Consider the following 25,110-nt stretch of genomic DNA (forward strand, 5'->3'; position numbering starts at 1 on the left):
GCGCTCAATCTCACGTCCCAAGAAGAAGTTTCTTGCCCGCTCTGGAAATCCACGAGCCCGAGTTCTCACTTGGCTCTACGCCACCCTTTTGCAGCAGCTGATAGGAATCCTTATACCAGCGGCTGTCCGGATAGTTGTGACCGAGAACAGCGGCTGCCGTCTGGGCTTCTGGAACGATACCCATCGCGTAGTAAGCCTCGACCAGGCGCGCCAGCGCTTCTTCGATCTGGTTGGTCGTCGGGTACTGCTCCACCACAATGCGGAAGCGCGAGATTGCCGCGAGGTAATCCTTGCGTTCCAGATAGTAGCGGCCGATCTGCATTTCCTTGCCGGCGAGCTGGTCGCGGGCGAAGCGGATCTTCTCCTGCGCGTCGCTGACATACTGCGACTTCGGATAGGTATTGACGAGCTTGGTCATCGCCTCGATCGTCTGCTGTGCCGCACGCTGATCCTGCGTGACGTCGACGATCTGCTTGGCGTAGGACGAACCGACGAGATACTGCACGTAGTCGGCGTCTTCCGAGCCCGGATATTGCTTGAGATAGGTATTGCCGGTCTGTACCGCGTCGTCATACCGACCCGTGCGATACTTCACGAAGGTGCTCATCACCAATGCTTTGCGGGCCCACTCGGAGAAGGGCTGCTGCTGATTGATGGCATCGAACTTCTTGCCAGCTTCCGTCATGTTGCCAGCCTTGATGTTGGCTAGGCCCTGATTGTAGAGCATCTCCGGCGGATCGGCCTCGACACCGAGCTTGGTGATGTCGATATCCTTTTTCGTATTACACCCCGTCACCACCGCACCGGTACCGGCCAGAAGGAGCGATACGAGCAAAGCCCGTGCTGTGATATTCATGCGTTCAGACCTTGCAAAACCCATCGGATGACTGTCCCATAGCCGTCGTTGCGGAGACGGCGTTCTCTCTCGCTGGCGTTTCTAGCCGCAAAAACACCATCAGGGCAACGCATTGATGGTGCATTAACGCATTTTTGTGGCAAAGACCGCATATCCGCAGCCTTTAATCACTGTTTTGACAGGGATTTCTCATATCGGCCCACGCTGCCCTGCCGCCGCTTCGCGATCGAAGACAAACCCTATGAGTCGTCCGTCAAAAAAAGAGCCGCCCTTCATCAGAGCGGCAGCTTTTTCTCATTCCAATCCCGAAAAGATCACGCCGACCAGGGAGCGAATTCGGGAGCGTTGACCGCGATGTACTCACGACCGTGACCACGCTGACGCGGTGCCGATGTTTCGACAACCTCGTAAGCCGAGGCGTCGCTGAGCAATGCCTTCAGGGCATTCGCATTCATGCGATGACCGCCGCGATAGGAGCGGTAGCAACCAATGAACTGTGCGCCGGCCAGAGCCAGATCGCCGACGGCATCCAGCGTCTTGTGGCGGACGAACTCGTCCTTGGGATAACGCAGGCCTTCGACGTTGATGACGGTGTTGTCGTCGGAGATGACGACGGAGTTTTCCAGCGACGAGCCCAGTGCATGGCCTGAAGCCCACAGCGGCTCGACATCGCGCATGAAGCCGAAGGTACGGGCGCGAGACAGTTCAGTCTTGAAGGTCTCAGCGGTCAGGTCGCCTTCCCACTTCTGGCGGCCGATCAGCGGGCATTCGAAATCGATCTCGACTTCGAAGCGCGTGCCGTCATAGGGGCGGAACTCGCACCAGGAACCACCGGCTTCGATGCGAACCGGCTTGATGACGCGGATGTAGCGGCGCTTGACGCCAAGCGAAACGATGCCAACCTGCTCGATTGCTTCAATGAAGGGATAGGAGCTGCCGTCCATGATCGGCATTTCTGCACCGGACACCTCGACGACGACGTTATCGAGGCCGATCGCATAGATCGCAGCCATGACGTGCTCGACCGTCGCGACAGAGCGCGCCGGAGAAAAACCGAGAACCGTGCAGAGATCCGTATTGCCGACCTGCGAGGAAACGGCGCGAAGTTCAGTCACATCGCCATTATCATGCAGGCGCTGGAAAACGACGCCGCTGCCGGCTTCGGCGGGATAGAAGGTGATCGACACGTTGGCACCGGAATGAACGCCAATACCGGAAAGTGTCACAGGGTTTGCAATGGTGGTCTGAAAACCAAGCAATCCAATTGCCATATAAGTTCTGCCTTCGTCTGTCTGATCCAAGCCGGGCGGTCATCTTCGGACGCTTACCCTTATCGCCGGTTCAGTCTGTTAACTATGCCACGCACCTCACATACATTCGTCATCGAATGTGATTCAGCGGGCTTGCTTGATATCTACATACGCGCCAGGGCATCGCATTCCAAATCACTGTTTCTTTCGTTTTGTTACGAAAGCAGCCGATTGAATTCATTGGGTAATTTTAAATATGATAACAGGTATAAAATAAGGAAATCCGGGGTCTTTCGGCCCCGGATTTCATCAGGATGGTTAGCAACCTATTAAAAGGCTGCCCATTGCGGGTCAGTTCGACTGGCGGCGCAGGAAGGCCGGAATCTCGAGCTGATCGTCCTCATGGCTTGCCATGCGTGCCTGCGGAGCCTGGCGACCGTGATCGTCGAGATTGCCGCGACGCGGAGCGTAGAGGCTTGCTTCCGGCGACGGTGCACGACGCTGCTGCGGAGCCGCGTTGTTCGTCGAGGCCATCATGTCGTCGAAAGCCGGATCTTCTTCGCGGCGGCCGAGCGAATTGGTGATTCGCTTCAGCAGACCCATCGGGCCACGCTCTTCGGTCGCCTGTGCGGCTGCCGGCTGGGCGCGGTGTTCCATTTCGGCCTTAACGACCGGCGGGAAATCCTCGACCTTCGGCATGCGGACCTGCTCAGGAGCCTGGCGAATGACCGGCTGCTGATGCATGACCGGCGCCTGCTGCTGCGGCTGAACCGGGGCCTGACGGACCGGCTGGGCTTCGGGAGCGGCTGCGAAGATGCGGCTCTGCGGACGGAAATTATCTTCCGGCGCTGCGGCCTGAGGCATGACCGGCTGCTGCTGGGCATGTGCCTGGCGGCCCATCTGGAATTCCAGTTCGCGCTCCAGATCGGCCTCTGCCGCACGAATGGTCTGAGCAACCGGATCCACGGTACGAGGAGCCGGAGCGGCAGCCTGTGCGGTTTGGGCCTGCGCGACATGGGCAGGCTGAGCTGCGGCCGCTACCGAAGCGGCGGCCGCGGAAGGACGCATAGCGGGCTTTGCGGCCGGGCGGAATTCCATACCCCGGTCGGCAGCTTCGTTCATTGCACGGTCGATGCCCGTTGCGACGACGGAAACGCGGATGATGCCCTCAAGCGATTCGTCGAAGGTGGCGCCGAGGATGATGTTGGCGTCCGGATCGACTTCTTCGCGGATGCGGGTTGCGGCTTCGTCGACTTCGAAGAGGGTCAGATCGCGACCACCAGTGATCGAGATCAGCAGGCCCTGTGCACCCTTCATCGAGGTTTCGTCGAGCAGCGGGTTGGCAATGGCAGCTTCGGCAGCCTGCATTGCACGGCCCTGGCCGGAAGCCTCACCGGTACCCATCATGGCGCGGCCCATTTCGCGCATGACAGAACGGACGTCGGCGAAGTCGAGGTTGATGAGACCTTCCTTCACCATCAGGTCGGTGATGCAGGCAACGCCCGAATAGAGAACCTGGTCGGCCATCGAGAACGCGTCGGCGAAAGTCGTCTTGTCGTTAGCGATGCGAAAGAGGTTCTGGTTCGGAATGACGATCAGCGTATCGACCGACTTCTGCAGTTCCTGGATGCCCATCTCGGCGAGACGCATGCGGCGACCGCCTTCGAAGTGGAACGGCTTGGTCACGACGCCAACAGTCAGGATGCCCTTGTTACGAGCGGCCTGTGCGACGACCGGTGCAGCACCCGTACCCGTACCGCCGCCCATGCCGGCGGTGACGAAGCACATATGCGTGCCGTTCAGGTGATCGATGATTTCATCGATGCACTCTTCGGCAGCTGCACGGCCGACTTCCGGCTGCGAGCCGGCGCCGAGACCTTCCGTGACGTTGACGCCGAGCTGGATGATCCGCTCTGCTTTCGTCATGGTCAGTGCCTGCGCGTCGGTGTTGGCGACGACGAAATCGACGCCCTGCAAGCCTGCCGTGATCATGTTGTTGACGGCATTGCCGCCACCGCCACCAACACCGAACACGGTGATTCGCGGCTTAAGCTCGGTGATATCTGGCTTATGCAGCTTGATAGTCATTGTACCCGTTCCTTCTCTTTATGGCCGCATCGCCACGCCGGCCAATTCACTCGATTTCACTTGCCTGATGCTTGCCCCGGAATAAATTTCCGGGATCACGCACTCAGAAACTCTCTTTCAGCCATTGGCCGACACGACCGATCCGGCTGTTGTTACCTCCAAACGACGAGAGCAGACCGCTGCTCGGCGCATGTGTTTCCATGTCTGCAACCTGCGGATAGATCATCAGTCCCACAGCCGTCGAAAAAGCCGGACCCTTGGCTGCCGTCGGCAGACCAGACACGCCCATCGGACGACCGATACGGACATTGCGGGCAAGTACCCGGCGCGCCACATCGGGCAGACCGGTCAGCTGGCTGGCGCCGCCGGTGAGGACGACGCGCTTGCCGACGATCGGGCTGAAGCCCGAACGCTGGATGCGATCGCGAATGAGCTCGAGGGTTTCCTCGATACGAGCCTTGACGATCCGCGACACCAGGGCCTTCGGCACCTGCGTCGGCTGGTCACGCTCATCTTCGCCGATCGGCGGGATGGAAATCAGTTCACGCTCTTCCGAAGAATTTGCGAGCGCCGAGGCATGGACGACCTTCAGGCGCTCAGCATCCTCGATGCGGGTGGAAAGGCCGCGGGCAAGGTCGGTGGTGACATGATGGCCGCCAAGGCTGACTGCATCGGTATGCACGAGCTTGCCCTCGGCAAAGACCGAAATCGTTGTCGTGCCGCCACCCATATCGATCGCAGCGCAGCCGAGTTCGACTTCATCGTCGACGAGGGCGGCAAGACCACTGGCATAAGGCGTCGCGACCATGCCCTCGACCGAGAGATGTGCACGATTGATGCAGAGCTCGAGATTGCGAAGCGCTGCGCGCTCTGCCGTCACCACATGCATATCGACACCAAGGGCGTCACCGAACATCGCCAGCGGATCGCGGATGCCGCGCTCGCCGTCGAGGGAATAACCGGTTGCCAGTGAGTGCAATACGGCTCGCTCCTGGCGAACCGACTGCTGGCAAGCCGCGGCCAGAACCTTCTTGAGATCGTTGGCTTCCACTTCCTGACCACCGAGATCGATGGTCGCGGTGTAGATGTCGCTGCCAAGGCGACCAGCCGAGACATTGACGATCAGGCTGTCTACGGTGAGGCCCGCCATGCGCTCGGCGGCATCGACCGCGAGCCGAATGACACCTTCCAGGGCGTCGAGATCGGCAATCACACCGGTCTTGATGCCGCGGGAGCGCTGATGGCCGATACCGATGATCTCGATATTGTGCGTGCGGTTCGGGAGAACCTGGCTCTCCTCGCGCGGCGTCAGCCGGCCGATCATGCAGACGACCTTCGTCGAGCCGATGTCGAGGACCGAGACGATATGCGACCGCTTCGAAGAGAGCGGCTTCAACCGAGGCAGGCCGAAATGGGACGAACCGAATAAGCTCATGTATCCTGACCTGCTTTCTTCAAAGCCTTGTTTCTTGCATCGACTGCGGCCTGGCGACGAACTGCGGCATCCGGGGTTAACTCAATGGCGGTACGATCATCGATACGGAGATCGACGGCAGCGATATCGCGCTGCAGAAGGTTCTCGTCCTTATCGAGCTTGGTCAGCCGCGCGAGCGCGCCATCGATATTGTCTTCCGGCAATTTGATGATCACGCCGTTATCCAGATAGAGATCCCAGCGACGGCCGGCGACGCGCACGAAAGCCTTCACATGACCGCGAACATCGGGCCACTTTGCAAACTGGTCGTCGATGGAGGCAGCTGCGGTTTCGGCATCACGACCGACAAAGAGCGGCAGGTTCGCAAACTTGTTGTCGCGCAGCGGCGCAATCACGCTGCCATCCTTCTGGATCAGAGAAAGCTCGGAACCGTGCTGCCAGATCGCATAAGCCTTGCGCTCCTTGAGCTTCACCTCGACGGTCCGCGGATAGACCTTGCGAACCTCGACATTCTGAACCCAGGGCAGGTTCGCGATCTTCTGGCGAGCCGCATCGGCATTAAGGGCAACGAGCGAGGTCGTGCCGTCGAGGCCGAGCAGCTGCAGGATTTCGATTTCGGAAGTCTCGTCGTTACCGGAGACCTTCACATCTTCGATCGCAAAACCGGCAGCAGAGGTCGTCGCCTCTGCCACAGCCTGGGTATGACCGCCGACGGACATGCCGTAAAGGCCGGTCGCAGCAAGGAGAACGAGGGTCGAAACCGTACCCGTGTGAGCCGGAATATTGATGCGACCAGAACCAAGACTGACCAGGAAGCGAACGGCGCGACGCAGCGGACGCGGCAGGACGAATGCGTCCTCGACGTCGTCGATGGCGAGCGGGACGCGATGACGGGACCGCCTCATATTTTTGACCGTCAGCGCAAACAAGACGCGTCCTCCACCATCCACCGGAGAAATTCACCAAAAGAGTAGCCGGCATAAGCGGCCATTTCAGGCACCAGGGAGGTAGGAGTCATGCCGGGCTGAGTATTGATCTCCAACCAGACAAGTTCGCCCTCTTCGGAAAAGCGATCGTCAAAACGGAAGTCAGATCGACTAACACCGCGGCAGCCGATAGCTTCATGCGCCCTTAACGATAATGTTTGTATGTTTTGGTAAAGATTCGGTGAAATTTCCGCCGGCAAGACATGTTTTGACCCCCCCTTGGCGTACTTGGCATCGTAATCATAGAAGCTGTGGCCGAGCGGCACGATCTCCGTCACGCCGAGAACCTTGCCATCCATGACGCCGCAGGTCAGCTCGCGCCCGTAAACATAGCGCTCCACAAGCACCTCGTCGCCGTAGCGCCACTCGGCGGACGTGACGATCTGCGGCGGATGCGCCTGATCTTCCTTGACGATGACGACACCGAAGCTCGAACCTTCACGCACCGGCTTGACGACATAAGGCGGCTTCATCGGGTGCTCGCCGACAATAGCGAAGCGATCCATGACGATCGAGTTGGCAACCGGAATACCGGCTGCCGCGGCAACCGTTTTCGCGCGGGACTTGTCCATGGCAAGAGCCGAGGCAAGCACGCCGGAATGCGTATAGGGAATCTGCAGGTACTCCAGAATGCCCTGAATGGTGCCGTCTTCGCCGAAAGGACCATGCAATGCATTGAAGACGACGTCGGGCTTCAGCTCGGCCAGGTGGCTGGCGACATCATGATCGACATCGACACGGGTAACCTGGAAGCCTTCCGCTTCGAGGGCATCGGCACATGCCTTTCCCGAAGAAAGGCTGACGGGCCTCTCCGAGGAAAATCCGCCCAAAAGGACAGCCACATGCTTGCCACCCATCAATACCCCCGACTTCACGGTCTCTACTCTGCTTCTTGCAGGGCCACGCCTAACCGCGATTCTCGCCCCGCTTTCAATAGGTCGATTAGAACGACATTAAGGTTAATGAAGCGTTTACTTTCGTTAACTTTCCGCCGTCCTGGCGATGGTCGATTGGTTCGAATCAAACCGACTTAAAGAATTCTGCCATTAGAATCATGGAGTTGCTACTTTTGAAATCGCTACATTTAGATTTTTTTAAACAATAAGCCCCGCATCGAGGGGTCGATGCGGGGCTCAAGGCTTTAAAATGACACCGATATCACTCGCTGTCGTCGACCAGTTTCCAGACCAATCCGCCCAGCGCTCCGCCGATGATGGGCGCGACCCAGAACAGCCAAAGCTGCTGCAGAGCCCAGCCGCCGACAAACAGGGCCTGCCCTGTCGAGCGGGCCGGATTGACCGACGTGTTGGTGATCGGAATCGAGATCAGATGGATCAGTGTCAACGCCAGGCCGATGGCGATCGGCGCGAAGCCGGCCGGCACCTTGCTGCTCGTTGACCCCAGAATCACGACCAGGAAGAACAGGGTCAGCACGATTTCGGCTACCAATGCCGACACCATGGAATAGCCGCCAGGGGAATGTTCCCCGTAACCGTTCGCCGCAAAGCCGCCGAGCTGGAAATCAGCCTTGCCGCTTGCGATCAGATAGAGCACCGCCGCCGCGGCGATCGCGCCGATCACCTGCGCGACGATATAGGGAACGAGCTGCCCGCCGGGAAAGCGGCCAGCCACCGTCAGGCCGACCGAAACGGCCGGATTGAAGTGCCCTCCCGATATGCCGCCCACGGCAAAAGCCATGGTCAGCACGGTCAGACCGAACGCAAAGGCAACACCTAGAAAACCAATACCGAGGCTCGGAAATGCCGCTGCGAAGATCGCACTGCCGCAGCCGCCGAATACGAGCCAAAACGTCCCAAGAAACTCAGCGATGAGTTTTTTCTGCATGAAACCCTTCTCCTCAGCCCGCAATCCAAGCGAGAATCGGTCATTGGTGAAAAAGATTCCGGTAAGGACTCGCCGGAGCACGCCTCTCCAACAACAAACGCCCGCCTGATTGCTCACGAATCAACAATTACGGCAAAATAATAGCACGCAACCGCTGATTTCTTGCGCAGTTAACGTTTGCGTTGAACAAAAATTACGCTAAGGACAATTTTTATCCGCTAAGCGCGCCTTAGCATCATCTGAATTGGTGGGAACATGACTGACGCGATATCTCCCTTATCGCCGACTCCCTCGTCATCGAACAATGCTGTTGCGAATTCCCCGGCACGTGTTCTGATCGCGAGCCTCATCGGCACAACGATCGAATTTTTCGATTTCTATGTTTATGCAACGGCGGCGGTTATCGTCTTCCCGAAGCTGTTCTTCCCGGCAAGCGATCCGACATCTGCAACCTTGCAGTCCTTCGCGACCTTCTCCATCGCCTTCTTCGCGCGCCCGATCGGCGCGATGATCTTCGGCCATTTCGGGGACCGGATCGGCCGCAAGGCGACGCTGGTTGCTGCGCTGATGACCATGGGCCTCTCGACGGTCGTGATCGGCATGCTGCCGACCTATGAGTCGATCGGCGTTCTCGCACCGATTCTTTTGGCGCTTTGCCGCCTCGGCCAAGGCCTTGGTCTCGGCGGCGAGTGGGGTGGCGCTGTATTGCTTGCGACGGAAAACGCACCGGAAGGCAAGCGCAGCTGGTATGCCATGTTCCCGCAGCTCGGCGCACCCATCGGCTTCATCCTTTCGGCAGGTCTCTTCCTGATTCTGCGCGAAACCATGGCAGATGCGGATTTCCTCAACTATGGCTGGCGCGTTCCCTTCCTGATCAGCATCGTGCTGGTGGCCGTCGGTCTTTATGTCCGCCTGAAGATCACCGAAACCCCGGAGTTCCAGCGCGCCATCGAGAAGGAAGAGCGCGTTTCTGTTCCGATCGCGGTCATCTTCCGCTCGCACTTCCGCAGCCTGATCCTCGGCACCATCATCGCGGTCGCGACCTTCGTGCTGTTCTATCTGATGACGGCATTCACGCTGAGCTGGGGCACTCGCCCTCCAGGCAACGGTGCGCTTCCGGCCGGTCTCGGCTATTCCCAGGGCCAATTCCTCGTCGTTCAGCTTGTCGGCGTCGTCTTCTTCGGCCTGATGATCCCGATCTCGGGCCTGTTGTCAGATCGGTATTCGCGCCGTCTGGTCCTCATCCTGACGACGATCGGCATCCTGATCTTCGGTCTGTTCTATTCGTCGCTGCTGACGGCTGGTCTTGCCGGTGCCTTCGCCTGCTCGATCATCGGTCTGGCCCTGATGGGCTTTACCTATGGCCCGATCGGCGCGGCTCTGGCTGCGCCCTTCCCGACCACCGTGCGCTATACCGGTGCTTCGATGACCTTCAATCTCGGCGGCATCGTCGGTGCATCCCTGGCGCCCTACATCGCCACGTGGCTCGCAACCAACTACGGCCTCGTCTATGTCGGTTACTATCTGGCGGCGGCCGCGGTTCTCTCGCTGATCGGCATTCTGCTTTCAGGCAATGACGAAGTCTGAGAGAACAAGCATAACCAATTGAAAAGGCCGGGTGAAAACCCGGCCTTTTTCTTGAATCATTTCGTGAAGTTGGCGCCGATTGCGGCCCGGGCCTACTCCGTCGTCACACCCTGGAACGGGCGGACTTCCCGGCCTGGCATGAAGTGGCCGAGGCGCTTGATTTCCCACTCCAGCTTGACGCCGGATTTTTCGAAAACCTCGCGACGCACCTGCTCGCCGAGATATTCCAGATCATAGCCGGTCGCCTGCTCCATGTTGATCATGAAGTTGCAATGCAGCGACGACATCTGCGCACCGCCGATAACCAGACCGCGGCAACCCGCCTCGTCGATCAGCTTCCAGGCGGAAAGACCATCCGGATTCTTGAAGGTTGAGCCGCCTGTCTTTTCCCGTACCGGCTGCACCGTTTCGCGATGAGCGCGTACCGCATCCATCTCGGCGCGAATCTTGGCTCTATCTTCCGGATAACCCTCGAAAAGGACGTGCGTGAAGATCAGATCCTCAGACGCATCGGAATGGCGATAGCTGTAACCCATCTCCGCGTTGGTTAGGACGTGCTTGTCACCCTTGCGGTCGACCGCATGCACTTCGATGACGCGCTCACGGGTTTCGGCACCATTGGCACCTGCATTCATCCGCGCAGCACCACCGATGCTGCCAGGAATGCCGTAATAGAAATGGAAACCGCCGATGCTGTTGTCCATCGCCATGGCGGCGACATGCTTGTCCGGGCAGATCGCGCCGGCCAGGATGCGGTTCTCGCCGGCAAGCTCGACCGAGCCGAAGCCCTTGGCCGAAAGCCTGAGGACGACGCCCGGAATGCCGCCATCACGCACCAATATGTTCGAACCCACGCCGACGACCGTCAGCGGCACTTCTTCCGGCAGGATCTTCAGAAATGCGATCAGATCATCCGTGTCGTGAGGCTGGAACATCAATTCCGCCAGCCCGCCAGCGCGGAACCACGTCACACGATCCATCGGAGCATCCGGCGTCAGCCGGCCCCTGATGTCCTTTACACCGTCGCCGAGCGACGCCAGAAGCTTTTCCCCATCTACCTGTTTCATGCGGACTTACCCGAGAGGCCTTCCAATTCCTTTGGCAATGATGCTGCCCAATATGTGATGCTACCAGCCCCCAACAGAACCACAAAATCACCCGGTCGCGCAATCTCTGCAACCATGGCGGCAAGATCTTCCTGTGATGGCAGATAGCGCGCATCGCGATGACCGCCGGCCTTGATGCGCGAAACCAGTGTCTGCGAATCGACACCCTCAATCGGATCTTCGCCGGCAGCATAGACCGGCGCCAGAAAGATGCTGTCGGCATCGTTGAAGCAGGCGGCGAATTCCTCGAAGAGGCTCGACAGGCGCGTATAGCGGTGTGGTTGATGAACGGCAATGATGCGGCCCGCGCAGGCTTCGCGCGCAGCCTTCAGCACCGCCTTGATTTCGACAGGGTGATGACCGTAGTCGTCGAAGACTTTGACCCCGTTCCATTCACCGGTCAGCGTGAAGCGGCGCTTGACGCCGCCGAAGGATGCAAGCCCCTTGGCGATCGCCTCGCTGGAAATCCCGAGCCGATTGGCAACAGCAACAGCAGCCGTCGCATTGGAAATATTGTGGCGGCCCGGCATCGGCATGACCAGATCCTTGATCTGGATCACTTTGCCCGTACGGCGTCTGCGAATTTCGATATCGAACAGCGAACGCGTGCCATCGATGCGTACATTCGAGAAACGCACGTCCGCCTGCGGATTTTCGCCATAGGTGATGACTTTTCGATCCTCGATGCGCCCGACCAGCGACTGAACTTCCGGATGGTCGATGCACATGACGCCGAAGCCGTAGAACGGCACGTTCTCGACGAACTGCCGGAAGGCGGCACGCACGGCATCGAAATTGCCGTAATGATCCAGATGCTCCGGATCGATATTGGTCACGACGGCGACATCCGCCGGCAGCTTCAGGAAGGTGCCGTCCGATTCATCGGCTTCGACCACCATCCACTCGCCGGCGCCCATGCGCGCATTCGTGCCATAGGCATTGATGATGCCGCCATTGATGACCGTGGGATCAAGTCCGCCGGCTTCGAGCAGCGTTGCCACGAGCGACGTCGTCGTGGTCTTGCCATGCGTGCCGCCAATGGCGATGGCGTTGCGGAAACGCATCAACTCGGCCAGCATTTCGGCACGGCGCACGACCGGCAGCAGCTTTTCGCGCGCGGCTACCAGCTCCGGATTGGTCTTCTTGATGGCCGTGGACACGACGACGACTTCTGCATCGCCAAGGTTCTCAGCCTTGTGACCGATATGGACCGGGATGCCCTTGTCGCGCAGCCGCTGCACGTTGGCGCTTTCCGATTGATCGGAACCCTGTACGCGATGACCGAGGTTATGCAAAACCTCGGCAATGCCGCTCATTCCGATGCCACCGATACCGATAAAATGCACAAGGCCGATTGCCTTCGGCAGCTTCATGCGCCTGCCCCCTTGAATTGCTGAATTGAACGTCCCGCGGCAATAGCCTCAACCATGTCGGCAAGCAAGTTTGCCGCATCCGGCCTGCCTGCCTGCTTGGCTGATGCCGCCATCTTTGCGAGCTTTTCCGGCATGGTCATGGCGCCGCGCAGAATGGTGGAAAGTTTCTCTGACGTCAGTTCCGACTGCGCGATAACTTTCACGCCGCCGGTTGCCGCCAATGCCGCGGCATTGGCGGCCTGATCGTGATCGAGCGCATGCGGATAGGGAACCAGGATCGCCGGGCGTCCGATAACTGCAAGCTCGGAAACCGTGGAAGCACCAGAGCGGCAGAGAACCAGATGCGCAGCGCCAATGCGCTCCGCCATGTCGTTGAAGAACGGCGCAACATCGGCGCCCATGTCAAGCTTTCTTGTGCAGCTGTTGACCGTCTCCATATCCTCGGGGCGCACTTGCTGGGTGATCCGCAGGCGCTTGCGCAGCGGCTCCTCAAGCAGGCTGATTGCCGTAGGAACGGCCTTCGAGAAATACTGAGCGCCCTGGCTGCCGCCAAAGACGACAAGGTTGAACGGATCTTCCGGACCAGACGGCACATAGGGACGCTTCGCAGCCTCGATGACAGCCGGGCGCACGGGATTGCCCGTGGTCACCGTCTTCTCGCCAAATGCGCCGTTGTCCGTAAGGAAGCCACCGGCAATCGCGCGCACGCGCGTCGCCAGCATCTTGTTGGCGCGGCCCATGACGGCATTCTGCTCATGCAGCATGGACGGTACGCCCATGCGCGTCGCCGCCAGAAGCGGCGGAACCGTCGGATAACCACCGAAGCCGACGACACAGACGGGCTTGATGCGCTGGATCAGCTTGCGCGCAGCGCGCATACCGGTCCACAGCGTCCAAAGAGCTTGCGCAACCTTTACCGGGTTCTTCGAACCGATCGTAGCCGAGGGCACGACATGAATCTCGTCTGCCGGAAACTTGCCGGCATAGCGTTCGGCACGGCTGTCGGTGACGAGATGCACGGAATAGCCGCGCTCCTTCAGCTTGTAGGCCAGTGCTTCGGCCGGAAATACGTGACCGCCGGTTCCGCCGGCGGCAAGAAGGACAATGCCTTTACTCATAATTTTCGCTCCCGCGAATACCCCACTACTCGGGGCATCTCCCTAATATAGGAAGCCGCCCCGACCGCGTCATCGGCGCGGGCCAAGCTCCCCTCATAGCCCGGCACCTCGTGAAAAGCGACCGGAGAATGAGAGGAAGGCTGGAGATATGAAGAGCAAATAAACAGCAGTTCCAAGACGATCACTCCGCCGGCAAACCGTGCGTCACGCGGAACATGGTACGGTCCTGTGCACGCTTTTCCGGCCTATGACGCGTCAGCGCCAGAATGAAGCCAGCCGTCACGCAGATCGCGGTCATCGACGAGCCGCCATAGGAAATGAGCGGCAGCGTCATGCCCTTGGCCGGCAGCAGCTGCAGGTTCACGCCTATGTTGATGATCGACTGGATGCCGATCTGCAGCACCAGACCGGCCACGGCGAAGCGGTTGAAATCGTTCTTCTCCTTATAGGCATGCGAGAGGCCGCGCAGCACGAGGAAGGCGAAGATCAGCACGAGCACCATACAGAAGATGGCGCCGAACTCCTCGGCCGCGACCGAGAAGATGAAGTCGGTGTGGGCGTCCGGAATGATGCGTTTGACGGTACCCTCACCCGGACCGACGCCGAACCAGGTGCCATGAACGATCGCTTCCTTGGCGGTGTCGACCTGGAACGTATCGCCCTCGCCCGTCAGGAACTTGTTCACACGTTGCGCGACGTGATCGAAGACGTAGTAAGCCGTGACGAAACCGCCTGCGCCGAGACCGCCGAGTACGATGATCCACAGCCAGGGCATGCCGGCCATGAAGAACATGCCACCCCAGACGGCGGTCGTCAGGATCGTCTGGCCAAGGTCAGGCTGCGCGACGAGCAAGGCGACGACAATGCCGAAGAGGATGATAGCAAAGAGATTGCCAGGAATCTCGGGCTGGCGCGCATGTTCGGAAAACAGCCAGGCGCAGACGACGACGAAAGCCGGCTTCATGAATTCAGAAGGCTGGATCGACAAGGCCGCGATATTGACCCAACGGCGAGAACCCTTCACTTCAATGCCGAAGAAAAGCGCGAAAAGCATCATCGCCAGCGATACGATGAGCAGAATGACCGCGGTCCTTCGCACCTGCCTGGGCGTCATGAAGGAAATACCGATCATCGCTGCAATCGCCGGGACGAGGAATAGGGCATGGCGCTTGACGAAGTGGAACGGCTCAAGACCGATACGCTCCGCCACCGCGGGCGACGCCGCGAAGGACAGCATGAAGCCGATGCCGATCAAGAGGATGAAAAGGGCGAGAAATACGCGGTCGATGGTCCAGAACCACTCGGCCAAGGCCCCACGTTCAACGCGGCTTACCATATCATTTGCCTCCAGCTGCTGAACCGATCAGCATGGTGACGCCATCGATCGCAGCGACATGGCTGACGAAGGCGTCGCCTCTGACCTCGAAATTCTTGTACTGATCGAAGCTTGCGCAAGCCGGCGACAACATCACCGCTGCGGACTCGTGTTCATCCCTATCCGCATCAACAGCAGCGTGCGCGACGGCGCGTTCCAGCGTGCCGGAAATTTCATAAGGCACCTGCTCGCCGAGCGTCGCCGCAAAGGCGGGCGCCGCCTCACCGATCAAATAGGCCTTGGCGATACGCGGAAAGAGCGGCGCCAGGCTGGTGATCCCACCCTCTTTCGGCAGACCGCCGGCGATCCAGTAGATATTCTCGTAGCTCGAAAGCGCGGGGGCTGCCGCATCCGCATTGGTCGCCTTGGAATCGTTGACGAAGACCACTCGGCCGCGCCGTCCGACCGGCTGCATGCGATGCTTGAGACCAGGGAAGGATTTCAGCCCGGCCCGGATCTCCTCGGCGGAAATGCCGACAGCAAGGCAGGCAGCGATCGCTGCTGCTGCATTCTGTGCGTTGTGGCCGCCGCGCAAGGTCTGGATGCCGTCGAGATCGGCGATCTCGCTTGCCGCACCGTTCGATGCCTCCAGGATGCGGCTGCCCTCTGCATAAAGGCCATCCGCCAAGGCATGTCGGCGCGAAATCCGCATCACCTTGATACCCGCCCGCTCGACGCGGTCGGCGATCAGGGAGGCATAGCTGTCGTCGACGCCGACGACGGCAACGTCGCTCCCGGCGACGAGCCGTTCCTTGATGTCAGCATAGTGCTGCATCGTGCCATGGCGATCGAGATGATCGGGCGTCAGGTTCAGCAGGATGCCGGCCGAAGGGTTGAGCGTCGGCGCCAGATCGATCTGATAGGAAGAGCATTCGACCACATAGAACCGACCGGCCTTCGGCGGGTCGAGCGTCAGTACGGCGGTGCCGATATTGCCGCCGAGCTGCGTGTCGCGACCGCTCGATTGCAGGATATGGGCGATCAGCGCCGTCGTCGTCGACTTGCCGTTCGTTCCGGTAATGGCGATGAAAGGGCAATCCGGTGCATGCGCTCGCCGTTCCCTAACGAAAAGCTCGACATCGCCGATGATTTCGACGCCAGCTGCATGAGCAAGATCGACGGTCCAGTGGGGCTTGGGATGCGTCAGCGGCACGCCGGGCGACAGCACGAAGACCGACAGGCTGTTCCAGTCGATGGTGCGCAAATCGGCGACCGCTATTCCCTCGGCAGCCGCCTTCGCCACGCTGTCCGGATTGTCGTCCCAGGCCGTGACATCGGCGCCGCCGGCGACGAGCGCACGCGCCGTGGCAAAGCCCGAGCCGCCGAGGCCGAAGAGAGCGACCTTCTTTCCGTTCAGCGTGGTGACAGGGATCATCGACGCCTCACCGCAGCTTCAGGGTGGAGAGGCCGACCATCGCCAGAATGACGGCAACGATCCAGAACCGCACGACGACCTGGCTTTCCGTCCAGCCCTTCTTTTCGAAGTGGTGGTGGATCGGCGCCATCAGGAAGACGCGGCGCTTGGTCATCTTGAAGAAACCGACCTGGATGATGACGGAAAGCGCCTCAAGCACGAACAGGCCGCCGATGATCGCCATGACGATCTCGTGCTTGGTGGCGACGGCAACCGAACCGATCATGCCGCCGAGTGCCAGCGAGCCCGTGTCGCCCATGAAGATTGCGGCCGGCGGCGCATTGAACCACAGGAAGCCGAGACCCGCGCCGATGACGGCGCCGAGCACCACCGCGAGCTCGCCCGTGCCGGGCACGAAATTGATCGCCAGATAGTCGGCAAAGACGAAGTTGCCGGCGAGATAGGAGATGATGCCGAAGGATGCAGCGGCGATCATGACGGGCACGATGGCAAGCCCGTCCAGGCCGTCCGTGAGGTTGACGGCATTGCCGGCAGCCACAATGACGAAGGCGCCGAACAGCACGAAGAACATGCCGAGATTAAGCAGCAAGCTCTTGAAGAAGGGGAAGGCGACCGAGGAGCCGAAGGTCGAGCCGGCAGGGCCGGAGGACAATGCCGTCGTCATCATAAAGTAGACAGCGATGGCGGCAATGACGAATTCGATGCCGAGGCGCGCGCGACCGGAAAAGCCCTTGTCGCTCTGCTTGGTCACCTTGAGATAGTCATCATAGAAGCCGATCGCCCCGAAGCCGAGTGTGACGAGCAGCGTGGCAACGACATAGACATTGGCAAGATCGGCCCAAAGCAGCGACGAGACGACGATACCGGCCAGAATCATCAGGCCGCCCATGGTCGGGGTACCGGCCTTCTTGAAATGCGTCTGCGGACCATCGGCGCGGATCGGCTGCCCTTTACCCTGACGCACGCGCAGAGAGGAGATGATTCGCGGTCCGAACAGGAAGACGATCAACGCTGATGTGAACAGGGCACCGCCGGTACGAAATGTGATGTATCTGAACAGATTGAAGAATCTGAAGTGGGTACTGAAAAAATGAATATGGTCCGACAGTTCGGCAAGCCAGATCAGCATAAGAGCCCTTTCTAAAGCCCCTGATGGGTTTGAGGGCCCGTGTCGGAAAATGCGGGAAACTTGTCAAGCAAGCCCGCTACGATCTTTCCAAACCCCATTCCCAGCGACGATTTCACCATCAAGACGTCGCCGGCGGCGACAGAATTGAGCGCGAATTCCGAGAGTTCCTCAGTCGTCTCGTGATATTCGACATGAACACTTTCCGGCAGCTCATCCCTCAAAGCCGCCATCTCCGGACCCGCCAGCCAGACATGCTCGATGCCAGCCGCCAAGAGCGGCCCGGCAAGGTTGGCATGGACCCGCTGGGCATAATCCCCCATTTCCAACATGTCGCCGAGCATGGCGATCCGCCTGCCCGACCGTCCGCCCGGCCCTGCATGCGGCGATGTCGTCGCCAGCAGCGCGATGGCCGCGCGCATGGATGCAGGGTTGGCGTTGTAGCTTTCGTCGATCAGCGTGAAATAGCCGTTGCCGATCGCGCGCTTGTGGCGTTGTCCCCTGCCCTTTTCCGGCTGCAGGTCCGCTAGCGCATCGACCGCCTGATCGAGATCGGCCTCGACGAGCATGACCGCACCGAGCACGGCAAGCGCATTTTCCGCGATATGGCGGCCAGGCGCACCAAGCGCCACTTCCATGGTCTCGCCGCCGATGGTCAGCCAAAGCGTTGAATTCTCTTCCGAAGCATTGAACTCCGCGAGGCGCACATCGGCCTTGGCATGCTGGCCGAAGCTGTGCACGTGCTCGATGCCGGCCGCCACGGCGGCCTTCTCCAGCATCTCGAACTGATCGTTGTCGTGATTGAGAATGGCATGACCGCCCGGCACGACGCCGTCGAAAATTTCCGCCTTCGCGGCAGCGATTTCGCTGATGCTATTGAAATTGCCGAGATGGGCCGGCGCGATCGTGGTGATGATTGCCACGTGCGGCTGCACCATCTTGACGAGCGGCCTGATCTCTTCGGGATGGTTCATGCCGATCTCGAAAACGCCGAAATCGGTATCCTCGGGCATGCGCGCCAATGTCAGCGGAACGCCCCAATGATTGTTGAAGGAAGCAACGGAGGCGTGCACCTTGCCCGAAGGCGTCAGCGCCCGGCGCAGCATCTCCTTGGTCGTCGTCTTGCCGACGGAACCCGTGACGGCGATGATCTTTGCCTGCGTACGCTTGCGGGCGGCGACACCGAGCCGTGCAAGCGCCGCCAAGACATCGTCCACGACCACCTTCGGCACGGTCAGACTGCCCATTGCCGGCAGGCGTGCCTCACTGATGACGATGAAGGCTGCACCGTTCGCCATGGCGATATTGGCATAGTCGTGACCGTCGACGCGATCACCCTTGATCGCAAAGAAAGCCTCGCCGGGCTGGATGGAACGACTGTCGATGGAAATGCCCGTGATGCCAGCGGGCAGCGATCCGACGAAGCGGCCCGAAATTGCAGCGATCAGATCCTCAGTTGTCCATAGCCAGTTCAAGACTTCAGTTCCTCCAATGCTTTGCGCAATTCGGCATGGTCGGAGAACGGCAGCGTCACGCCGCCGATCGTCTGACCTTCCTCATGCCCCTTGCCGGCGACGATCAGCGTATCGCCGGATTTCAGCAGTCCGACTGCCTTGCGGATCGCTTCGGCGCGATCGCCGATCTCCGTCGCGCAGGCGGCAGCCGCCATGATCTCCGCGCGGATCGTTGCCGGATCCTCGGAGCGCGGATTGTCGTCGGTGACAACGACGACATCGGCAAGACGGCAGGCTATTTCGCCCATGATCGGACGTTTGCCACGATCGCGATCCCCACCGCAGCCGAAAACGACGATGACGCGCCCCGTCGTGAACGGCCGCACCGAATTCAGGACGTTTTCAAGCGCATCCGGCTTGTGGGCATAGTCAACATAGGCAAGCGCGCCGTCATGCGTATGACCGACGAGCTCCAGGCGACCGGATGCACCGACAAGCTTCTCCAGTGCCGCCATGGCGACCGATGCGGCAACGCCGGTCGAGATTGCGAGACCGGCAGCGACAAGCGCATTGGCGATCTGGAAATCTCCGGCAAGCGGGATATGAACTTCGAAGATGTCGTCACCGACATGCACTTCGGCGATCTGCTTGTGCCGGAAGTGCTCGACGCGCTTCAACGCAAGGAAATCGCCCTTGCGCCCGACTGTGCGGACATCCTGCCCCGCATCGCGGGCAGCAGCAATTGCCTGAGGGGACCACGCGTCATCGGCAAAGATAACGGTCGGCGAGCCCTTCGGCAGCAAGTCGCGGAATAGCCGCATCTTGGCGGCCATATAATCCTCGACCGTCGGATGATAATCCATGTGATCGCGGCCAAGATTGGTGAAGCCGGCGGCGGCAAGCTTCACGCCATCAAGCCGAAACTGGTCGAGGCCATGGCTGGATGCTTCCATGGCCGCATGCGTGACACCCTCGTCGGCAAGCTCGGCCAGCAGCTTGTGCAGCGACACCGGATCGGGCGTCGTCAACGCACCATATTCGTTGCGGGTCGGCGAAACGACGCCGGTCGTGCCGATCATGGCGGCGGGGTGGCCGGCATAGGCCCAGATTTGCCGTGTGAAGGAAGCAACCGAGGTCTTGCCCGCAGTTCCCGTCACAGCCACCATCGTTTCCGGCTGCCGTCCGTAGAAACGTGCAGCGGCGACAGCGAGGAACCGGCGTGGCTCGGAGACCTGCAAGACGGGCACATTACCGGCGTTGGCCTCATGACCCGCAACGATGACGGAGGCACCGCGCGAAACAGCGTCGGCGATGAAACTTGCGCCATCGGCCTTCGTGCCGGCAACGGCGACAAATGCCATGCCTGGCGCCACCTTGCGGCTGTCGGCAGAGATCCCGCTTATCTCAAGATCGCCAAGCGCCCCGCCAATATGTGTGTTGAGTTCCGGAAACGCATTCCCGGCAATATCCCGCAAGTTCATCGAATGTACTTTTCGCCTTCTCGATCAGTCCGCCCCTCGCGAATCGACGTGTGTATTCTTTCACGCTTAATAAGACGCCAGCAAGGCCGAGTCATCTTTTCCAAAACTGGGCTGTACCCCGAGAATCGGCGCCGAGCGGGCGACGATATCACGGGCGATCGGCAAGGCCGTAAAGGCCGAAATCGTTCCGCCGCCGCGCTCGCCGCTCTTCGGCTCGTCGATGAAGGTCATGACGATGTATTGCGGATTGTCGATCGGAAACACAGCCATAAAGGTATTGAAGTTCAGCGTATTGGAATACCGGCCGTTGACGACCTTATCGGCCGTGCCGGTCTTGCTGCCGACATTGTAGCCGGGAACGCGTGCATTGCGACCCGAGCCTCTCGTGCCGTTGAACTCGAGAAGAAAGCGGACGTCGTCGCTGGTGCTCTTCTTCACGACCATCTTGGCAATGGCATCCGCCTGGTCGCGCGTGCGCGGCAGGAAGGTCGGCTCGATCAGCTTACCGCCATTGACGAGTGCGGCTCCCGCGACAGCTGTCTGCAGCGGCGTCGTCGAGACACCATGACCGAAGGAGATCGTGATAGAATTGATCTTTTTCCAGACGCGTGGCTGCGACGGCATTTTCACCTCGGGCAATTCGGTCTGCATCTTCGTGAGTAGGCCGATACGGGTGAGGAATTCCTTATGGCCATCGATACCGACGAGATCGGCGATCTTGGCCGTGCCGATGTTCGAGGAATACTGGAAAATTTCAGGAACGGTCAAAACGCGACGCTGGCCGTGGAAATCCTTGATGGTAAAGCCACCGATACGGATCGGATTAGTGGCATCGAAGGCATTACGTAACGTTATCTTGCCATCATCCAGCGCCATCGCCATGGTGAAGGTCTTGAAGGTCGATCCCATTTCGAACGTTCCGTTCGTCATGCGGTTGAGCCAGCCTTCGGTGGCGCCCTCGTTCGGATAATTCGGATCGAAGTCGGGAGCCGAGGCCAAGCCCAGCACCTCACCCGTATGCACGTCGAGCACCGCGGCGCCCGCGCCCTTGGCTTGAAAATTCTTCACTGCGTTGACGACCGCATCGCGGACAATACCCTGCACGCGCAGATCGATCGAAAGCTTCACCGGCTGCAGCGGCTGATCGTTGGTCATGCCGGCAGCAGCGAGATCGGCAAGCCCCTGGTCGTCGATATATCTCTCCATTCCGGCAACGCCGCGATTGTCGATATTGACGTAGCCGAGAATGTGAGGGGCGGTCGTACCGCCTGGATAGAAGCGGCGCTTCTCGGGGCGGAAGCCGATGCCGGGAATGCCGAGCGCCAGAATCTGGCTCTGCTGCTTCGGCGTCAGCTGCCGACGCAGCCAGGCAAAGTGCGAGGACTTCGCCGAAAGCTTCTTATAGGTCGACTTGGCGTCGAGATCCGGCAGGACCTTGCGCAATTCCTCAACAGCTTCGTCCACATCGATGATCTTGTTCGGCTCGGCAAACAGCGAGACGGTGCGGATGTCGGTTGCAAGCAGGGCGCCGTTGCGGTCGACGATATCAGGACGCGAGGCCATCAGACGATCCGGCGGCAGAATGCTCGACGTCATATCCGGCAAGGTCATGGCGAACTGGGCAAGCCGGCCGCCGATCACGCAGTAGACTGCAACGAAGCTCGCGACCAACAGGACGACGCGGCTTTTTGCCTGATTGGACTTGCGCTTGCGCACGCCCTCGAAGCTCGAACGAGAGGATCCGTCGCCCGGGCGGTTGTTGCCGTCGGTGGAGAAGTGGGCCTTGCTCTTCAGGACCATGATGCGAGAAAGAAAAGACATTATTCCCTCACCGATCCCGTTGCCATGTTGTCGACATCCGGCTTCTTGCGCTTGGCAAGGGCGGGTGGTTTCGGCCTCGGCGCCGGAGCGGCAGCCACATCGGCAATGGCCTTCCTGATCTGCGCATCCGTCGTATCGCCATTGCTCGAGGCGACCGACGCGCCGCTCTTGGCGCCGCCCGCCTTGCCGCTCTTCGGATCGTTGGAGGCCGTTACCGTTGGCGGCGGAAGCTGCGAACGCAGCATCGGCAATTCGCTCGGCTGAACGATCGCCGTCGAGAGCGTCGGCTGCAGCTGAAGTTCGCTATTATAGTTATTGACGAGGCGCTCGAGCCGGTTCGGCTGAGAAACCAGCGCCCAGTCCGCCTTGAGGAGATCGATCGTATCCCTCTCAAGCTTGATTTCGGATTCGAGGCGATGAACCTCTTCCAGCTTCAGCTCGGCACGATGCTTGATCGTATAGGTCACGCTGGCCATGGCCGTCATGACGCCGATCAGCACGATGTCAAAAGTCTTCAGCATTTTAGCCCCCAAGCTTTCCGAGACTGGCGAGATTGGGCAGATCGAAAATCGAAAGATCTGCAGCCTCCGCCGGAGCCAAAGTGCGAACCCCCGCACGCAATTTGGCCGAACGAGCGCGCGGATTGACTTCCGCCTCAGCGTCACTCGCAGAAATCATCGACTTGCCGACCGGCTCGAAGGTGGCAGGCCGCTCATTTACGATCGGCATGTGACGCGATCCGGCAGCACGGCCCGAGCGATCGGCGAAGAACTTCTTGACGATCCGGTCTTCCAGCGAATGGAAGGTGACAACAACGAGGCGGCCGCCCGGCTTGAGGGCGCGCTCTGCCGCAAACAATGCCTGGGCCAGCTCGCCGAGCTCGTCATTGACGAAAATCCGCAAGGCCTGGAAGACCCGCGTCGCCGGATGAATCTTGTCCTTGGCCTTTCGCGGCGTCACGATCTCGATCAGCCCGGCCAGATCGCGGGTGGTCACGAAAGGAGCTTCTGCACGACGCTTCTCGATCGCATGCGCGATGCGCGGCGCCTGCTTTTCCTCGCCCAGAAACACGAAGATGCGAATGAGATCGGCGAGCTTTGCGCGATTGACGACATCTGCGGCCGACACGCCGCTTGCCGACATGCGCATATCGAGCGGGCCGTTCTTGCTGAAGGAAAAGCCGCGCTCGGCTTCGTCGATCTGCATGGACGAGACGCCGATATCGAGCACGACGCCATCAAGGCCGCCATCGGGCGCGTGATCGGCCAGCTCGGAAAACTGCGATTGAATAAGATTGAGGTGGCCGGCATGGGCAGAAACGAGCGCCTGCCCTGCAGCAATCGCCGTCGGATCGCGATCGAGCGCGATCACATTGGCACCGGTCTTGAGGACGGCCGACGTATAACCGCCAGCCCCGAACGTTCCATCGAGGATGATCTTGCCGGGCGCCGGAGCCAGCGCCTCGATCACTTCTGGAAGAAGAACCGGAATGTGACGAACTGGTCCGCCACCGGCATCAGAAGAACCTCCGCCTGAATTCGCCGCCATTCCGCTTCTCCGCTCTATTCCGAGCGCCTGCCCGCCAGCCTGCGCTCCTCTCGTGCCTGCGACTGCAAGGCCAGGAAGGCCTCCGGTCGCCACAATTGAAAATGATCCGCCCGACCGACAAAGGTCACTTCGCCTGCAATTCCGGTAAAGTCGCGGATGAAATCCGTGACCATCAACCGCCCTTCGGCGTCGAGCTTCATGAAGACCCCGCCCCCGTGAATGAGGAGCGACATCTGGTTCGCCGCCGGCGAAAACGGATCGTCCGCCGCAATCTGCCGCTCGAAGCGATCGAGCAGATCGAGACCGCCGACGCTGATCGCCGGAAACACAAAATCCTGAAAGCAGTACAGCTCCTGGATATTGCGCTCCGCCAGTACGGAACGAAAGGCCGCAGGCACGGAAACCCGCCCCTTGGAATCGATCCGGTTGGTCGCATTTGACAGGAAGCGGTTCATGACGCGAAACACCCGTCCCCCATGACCCGCAAGCCGCTACTCGCTTACAGGCACAGCCAAAATCGGACACAGCTTCGCAAGCCGAAAGAGCCGACACCCTCTCGACACCCCCAGAACGGGAGCAATCATGGCTTTGCGATGATTGGGCTCTGATTTGCCCTTGTGCAGTGTTGTTTTGGGATACCATGGGACCATATGGGCGTCAATGGGATGAAGCCACGTCAGACGCGGCCGCAGCCTGAATATTCATAAGACGTTAAGTTTAACGAAAGGTTAGGATCGGCTTCAGGAGACGTCCCGAAACGGATTGTTTTCACAAGCGAAAACCCTCGCCCACCGAGGCCGGGAACCCCAGAAACTCAGGGCATTCGGCAGCGTCCAAAATTATTTCGCGGGAGCGTCGGACGCGCCTTTCGAAGTGACGCGATGATTTGCCAGTTGGCCTGTAAGCCGGGTTCTGTATGGCTCCGACCGAGGCCGGAACGTGGCAGCCATTCATCTGGGACGGCGCTTGCGCGACGCCTCTTGCAACCCACCCGGATGACCGGCCCGGAAACAGGCTGGAGCGCTTGCGCGCTCCGTGTCATCCCTATTCGGTTTTGCTCCCGGTGGGGTTTTCCGTGCCGTCGCTGTTTCCAGAGACGCGGTGGGCTCTTACCCCACCCTTTCACCCTTACCCGATCCTGAGATCGGGCGGTTTGCTTTCTGTGGCACTTTCCCTGAGGTTGCCCCCGCCGGACGTTATCCGGCACCGTGTTTCCGTGGAGCCCGGACTTTCCTCACCTCATCGCCTTTCGGCATTGATGAAGCGCGGCTGCCCGGCCAACTGGC

Annotated in this window: 20 protein-coding genes and 1 other RNA gene; 1 reads left to right on the forward strand and 20 read right to left on the reverse strand. The window is 60.0% G+C overall.

Annotation, left to right across the window (positions count from 1 at the left end):
• Positions 1 to 10 precede the first annotated feature (10 nt).
• The 7 genes from ABOK31_RS09445 to aqpZ all read right to left on the reverse strand — a co-directional run bounded on the left by ABOK31_RS09445 (position 11) and on the right by aqpZ (position 8,460).
• Positions 11 to 880, reverse strand: coding sequence for an outer membrane protein assembly factor BamD (locus ABOK31_RS09445; protein WP_174179946.1), 870 nt, complete (start codon positions 878 to 880; stop codon positions 11 to 13).
• A 290-nt stretch (positions 881 to 1,170) separates the two neighbouring features.
• Positions 1,171 to 2,127, reverse strand: a complete 957-nt coding sequence (lpxC, locus tag ABOK31_RS09450) for a UDP-3-O-acyl-N-acetylglucosamine deacetylase (protein ID WP_174179948.1) — start codon at positions 2,125 to 2,127, stop codon at positions 1,171 to 1,173.
• Positions 2,128 to 2,457: 330 nt separating this feature from the next.
• A complete protein-coding gene (ftsZ, locus tag ABOK31_RS09455; RefSeq protein ID WP_349958735.1) occupies positions 2,458 to 4,194 on the reverse strand; it encodes a cell division protein FtsZ in 1,737 nt (578 codons plus the stop codon).
• A gap of 103 nt (positions 4,195 to 4,297) precedes the next feature.
• Positions 4,298 to 5,629: a cell division protein FtsA gene (gene ftsA / locus ABOK31_RS09460; RefSeq protein WP_113345808.1), complete on the reverse strand. Its 1,332-nt coding sequence runs from the start codon at positions 5,627 to 5,629 to the stop codon at positions 4,298 to 4,300.
• Positions 5,626 to 6,534, reverse strand: coding sequence for a cell division protein FtsQ/DivIB (locus ABOK31_RS09465; RefSeq protein WP_202034568.1), 909 nt, complete (start codon positions 6,532 to 6,534; stop codon positions 5,626 to 5,628). Before ABOK31_RS09465 ends, ftsA begins: the two co-directional genes overlap by 4 nt.
• Before the next feature lie 11 nt (positions 6,535 to 6,545).
• Positions 6,546 to 7,472 (reverse strand): D-alanine--D-alanine ligase, encoded by a 927-nt coding sequence (locus ABOK31_RS09470; RefSeq protein ID WP_349958737.1) that lies wholly within the window; start codon positions 7,470 to 7,472, stop codon positions 6,546 to 6,548.
• Positions 7,473 to 7,773: 301 nt separating this feature from the next.
• A complete protein-coding gene (aqpZ, locus tag ABOK31_RS09475) occupies positions 7,774 to 8,460 on the reverse strand; it encodes an aquaporin Z (protein ID WP_349958739.1) in 687 nt (228 codons plus the stop codon).
• Positions 8,461 to 8,715: 255 nt separating this feature from the next.
• Between aqpZ and ABOK31_RS09480 the strand changes: the two genes are divergently transcribed.
• Positions 8,716 to 10,047, forward strand: coding sequence for an MFS transporter (locus tag ABOK31_RS09480; protein WP_174179958.1), 1,332 nt, complete (start codon positions 8,716 to 8,718; stop codon positions 10,045 to 10,047).
• Positions 10,048 to 10,139: 92 nt separating this feature from the next.
• Here the strand turns inward: ABOK31_RS09480 and murB are convergent, their stop codons facing one another.
• From murB to rnpB, 13 genes are all read right to left on the reverse strand, one after another.
• The gene (gene murB, locus ABOK31_RS09485) at positions 10,140 to 11,114 is read right to left on the reverse strand and encodes a UDP-N-acetylmuramate dehydrogenase (protein WP_174179960.1); all 975 of its coding nucleotides are present in this window, start codon (positions 11,112 to 11,114) and stop codon (positions 10,140 to 10,142) included.
• Complete coding sequence (gene murC, locus ABOK31_RS09490) at positions 11,111 to 12,526, reverse strand: UDP-N-acetylmuramate--L-alanine ligase (protein ID WP_174179962.1); 1,416 nt, start codon at positions 12,524 to 12,526, stop codon at positions 11,111 to 11,113. The genes murB and murC overlap by 4 nt, the downstream gene beginning before the upstream one ends.
• Positions 12,523 to 13,644, reverse strand: coding sequence for an undecaprenyldiphospho-muramoylpentapeptide beta-N-acetylglucosaminyltransferase (gene murG / locus ABOK31_RS09495; protein WP_349958742.1), 1,122 nt, complete (start codon positions 13,642 to 13,644; stop codon positions 12,523 to 12,525). Before murG ends, murC begins: the two co-directional genes overlap by 4 nt.
• A gap of 181 nt (positions 13,645 to 13,825) precedes the next feature.
• Positions 13,826 to 14,980: a putative lipid II flippase FtsW gene (gene ftsW, locus ABOK31_RS09500; RefSeq protein ID WP_015340353.1), complete on the reverse strand. Its 1,155-nt coding sequence runs from the start codon at positions 14,978 to 14,980 to the stop codon at positions 13,826 to 13,828.
• A gap of 1 nt (position 14,981) precedes the next feature.
• The gene (gene murD / locus ABOK31_RS09505; RefSeq protein WP_174179966.1) at positions 14,982 to 16,394 is read right to left on the reverse strand and encodes a UDP-N-acetylmuramoyl-L-alanine--D-glutamate ligase; all 1,413 of its coding nucleotides are present in this window, start codon (positions 16,392 to 16,394) and stop codon (positions 14,982 to 14,984) included.
• Between the two features lie 7 nt (positions 16,395 to 16,401).
• Positions 16,402 to 17,523, reverse strand: coding sequence for a phospho-N-acetylmuramoyl-pentapeptide-transferase (mraY, locus tag ABOK31_RS09510; RefSeq protein ID WP_174179968.1), 1,122 nt, complete (start codon positions 17,521 to 17,523; stop codon positions 16,402 to 16,404).
• 11 nt (positions 17,524 to 17,534) lie between these two features.
• A complete protein-coding gene (locus tag ABOK31_RS09515) occupies positions 17,535 to 18,995 on the reverse strand; it encodes a UDP-N-acetylmuramoylalanyl-D-glutamyl-2,6-diaminopimelate--D-alanyl-D-alanine ligase (RefSeq protein ID WP_174179970.1) in 1,461 nt (486 codons plus the stop codon).
• Positions 18,992 to 20,455: a UDP-N-acetylmuramoyl-L-alanyl-D-glutamate--2,6-diaminopimelate ligase gene (locus ABOK31_RS09520; protein WP_349958746.1), complete on the reverse strand. Its 1,464-nt coding sequence runs from the start codon at positions 20,453 to 20,455 to the stop codon at positions 18,992 to 18,994. Before ABOK31_RS09520 ends, ABOK31_RS09515 begins: the two co-directional genes overlap by 4 nt.
• A 66-nt stretch (positions 20,456 to 20,521) precedes the next feature.
• Complete coding sequence (locus tag ABOK31_RS09525; protein ID WP_174179974.1) at positions 20,522 to 22,276, reverse strand: penicillin-binding protein 2; 1,755 nt, start codon at positions 22,274 to 22,276, stop codon at positions 20,522 to 20,524.
• Positions 22,276 to 22,797 carry a hypothetical protein gene (locus ABOK31_RS09530; RefSeq protein ID WP_174179976.1) on the reverse strand — a complete coding sequence of 174 codons (522 nt, stop codon included), beginning with the start codon at positions 22,795 to 22,797 and terminating at the stop codon, positions 22,276 to 22,278. Before ABOK31_RS09530 ends, ABOK31_RS09525 begins: the two co-directional genes overlap by 1 nt.
• A gap of 1 nt (position 22,798) precedes the next feature.
• The gene (gene rsmH / locus ABOK31_RS09535) at positions 22,799 to 23,824 is read right to left on the reverse strand and encodes a 16S rRNA (cytosine(1402)-N(4))-methyltransferase RsmH (RefSeq protein ID WP_349958748.1); all 1,026 of its coding nucleotides are present in this window, start codon (positions 23,822 to 23,824) and stop codon (positions 22,799 to 22,801) included.
• Between the two features lie 14 nt (positions 23,825 to 23,838).
• On the reverse strand, positions 23,839 to 24,279 hold the full coding sequence (mraZ, locus tag ABOK31_RS09540; protein ID WP_075850928.1) for a division/cell wall cluster transcriptional repressor MraZ: 441 nt from the start codon (positions 24,277 to 24,279) through the stop codon (positions 23,839 to 23,841).
• Between the two features lie 430 nt (positions 24,280 to 24,709).
• Positions 24,710 to 25,109, reverse strand: an RNA gene (gene rnpB, locus ABOK31_RS09545) — RNase P RNA component class A.
• Position 25,110 lies beyond the last annotated feature (1 nt).

The sequence above is a fragment of the Rhizobium sp. ZPR4 genome (assembly GCF_040215725.1).
GTDB classification, from domain to species: Bacteria; Pseudomonadota; Alphaproteobacteria; order Rhizobiales; family Rhizobiaceae; genus Rhizobium; species Rhizobium rhizogenes_D.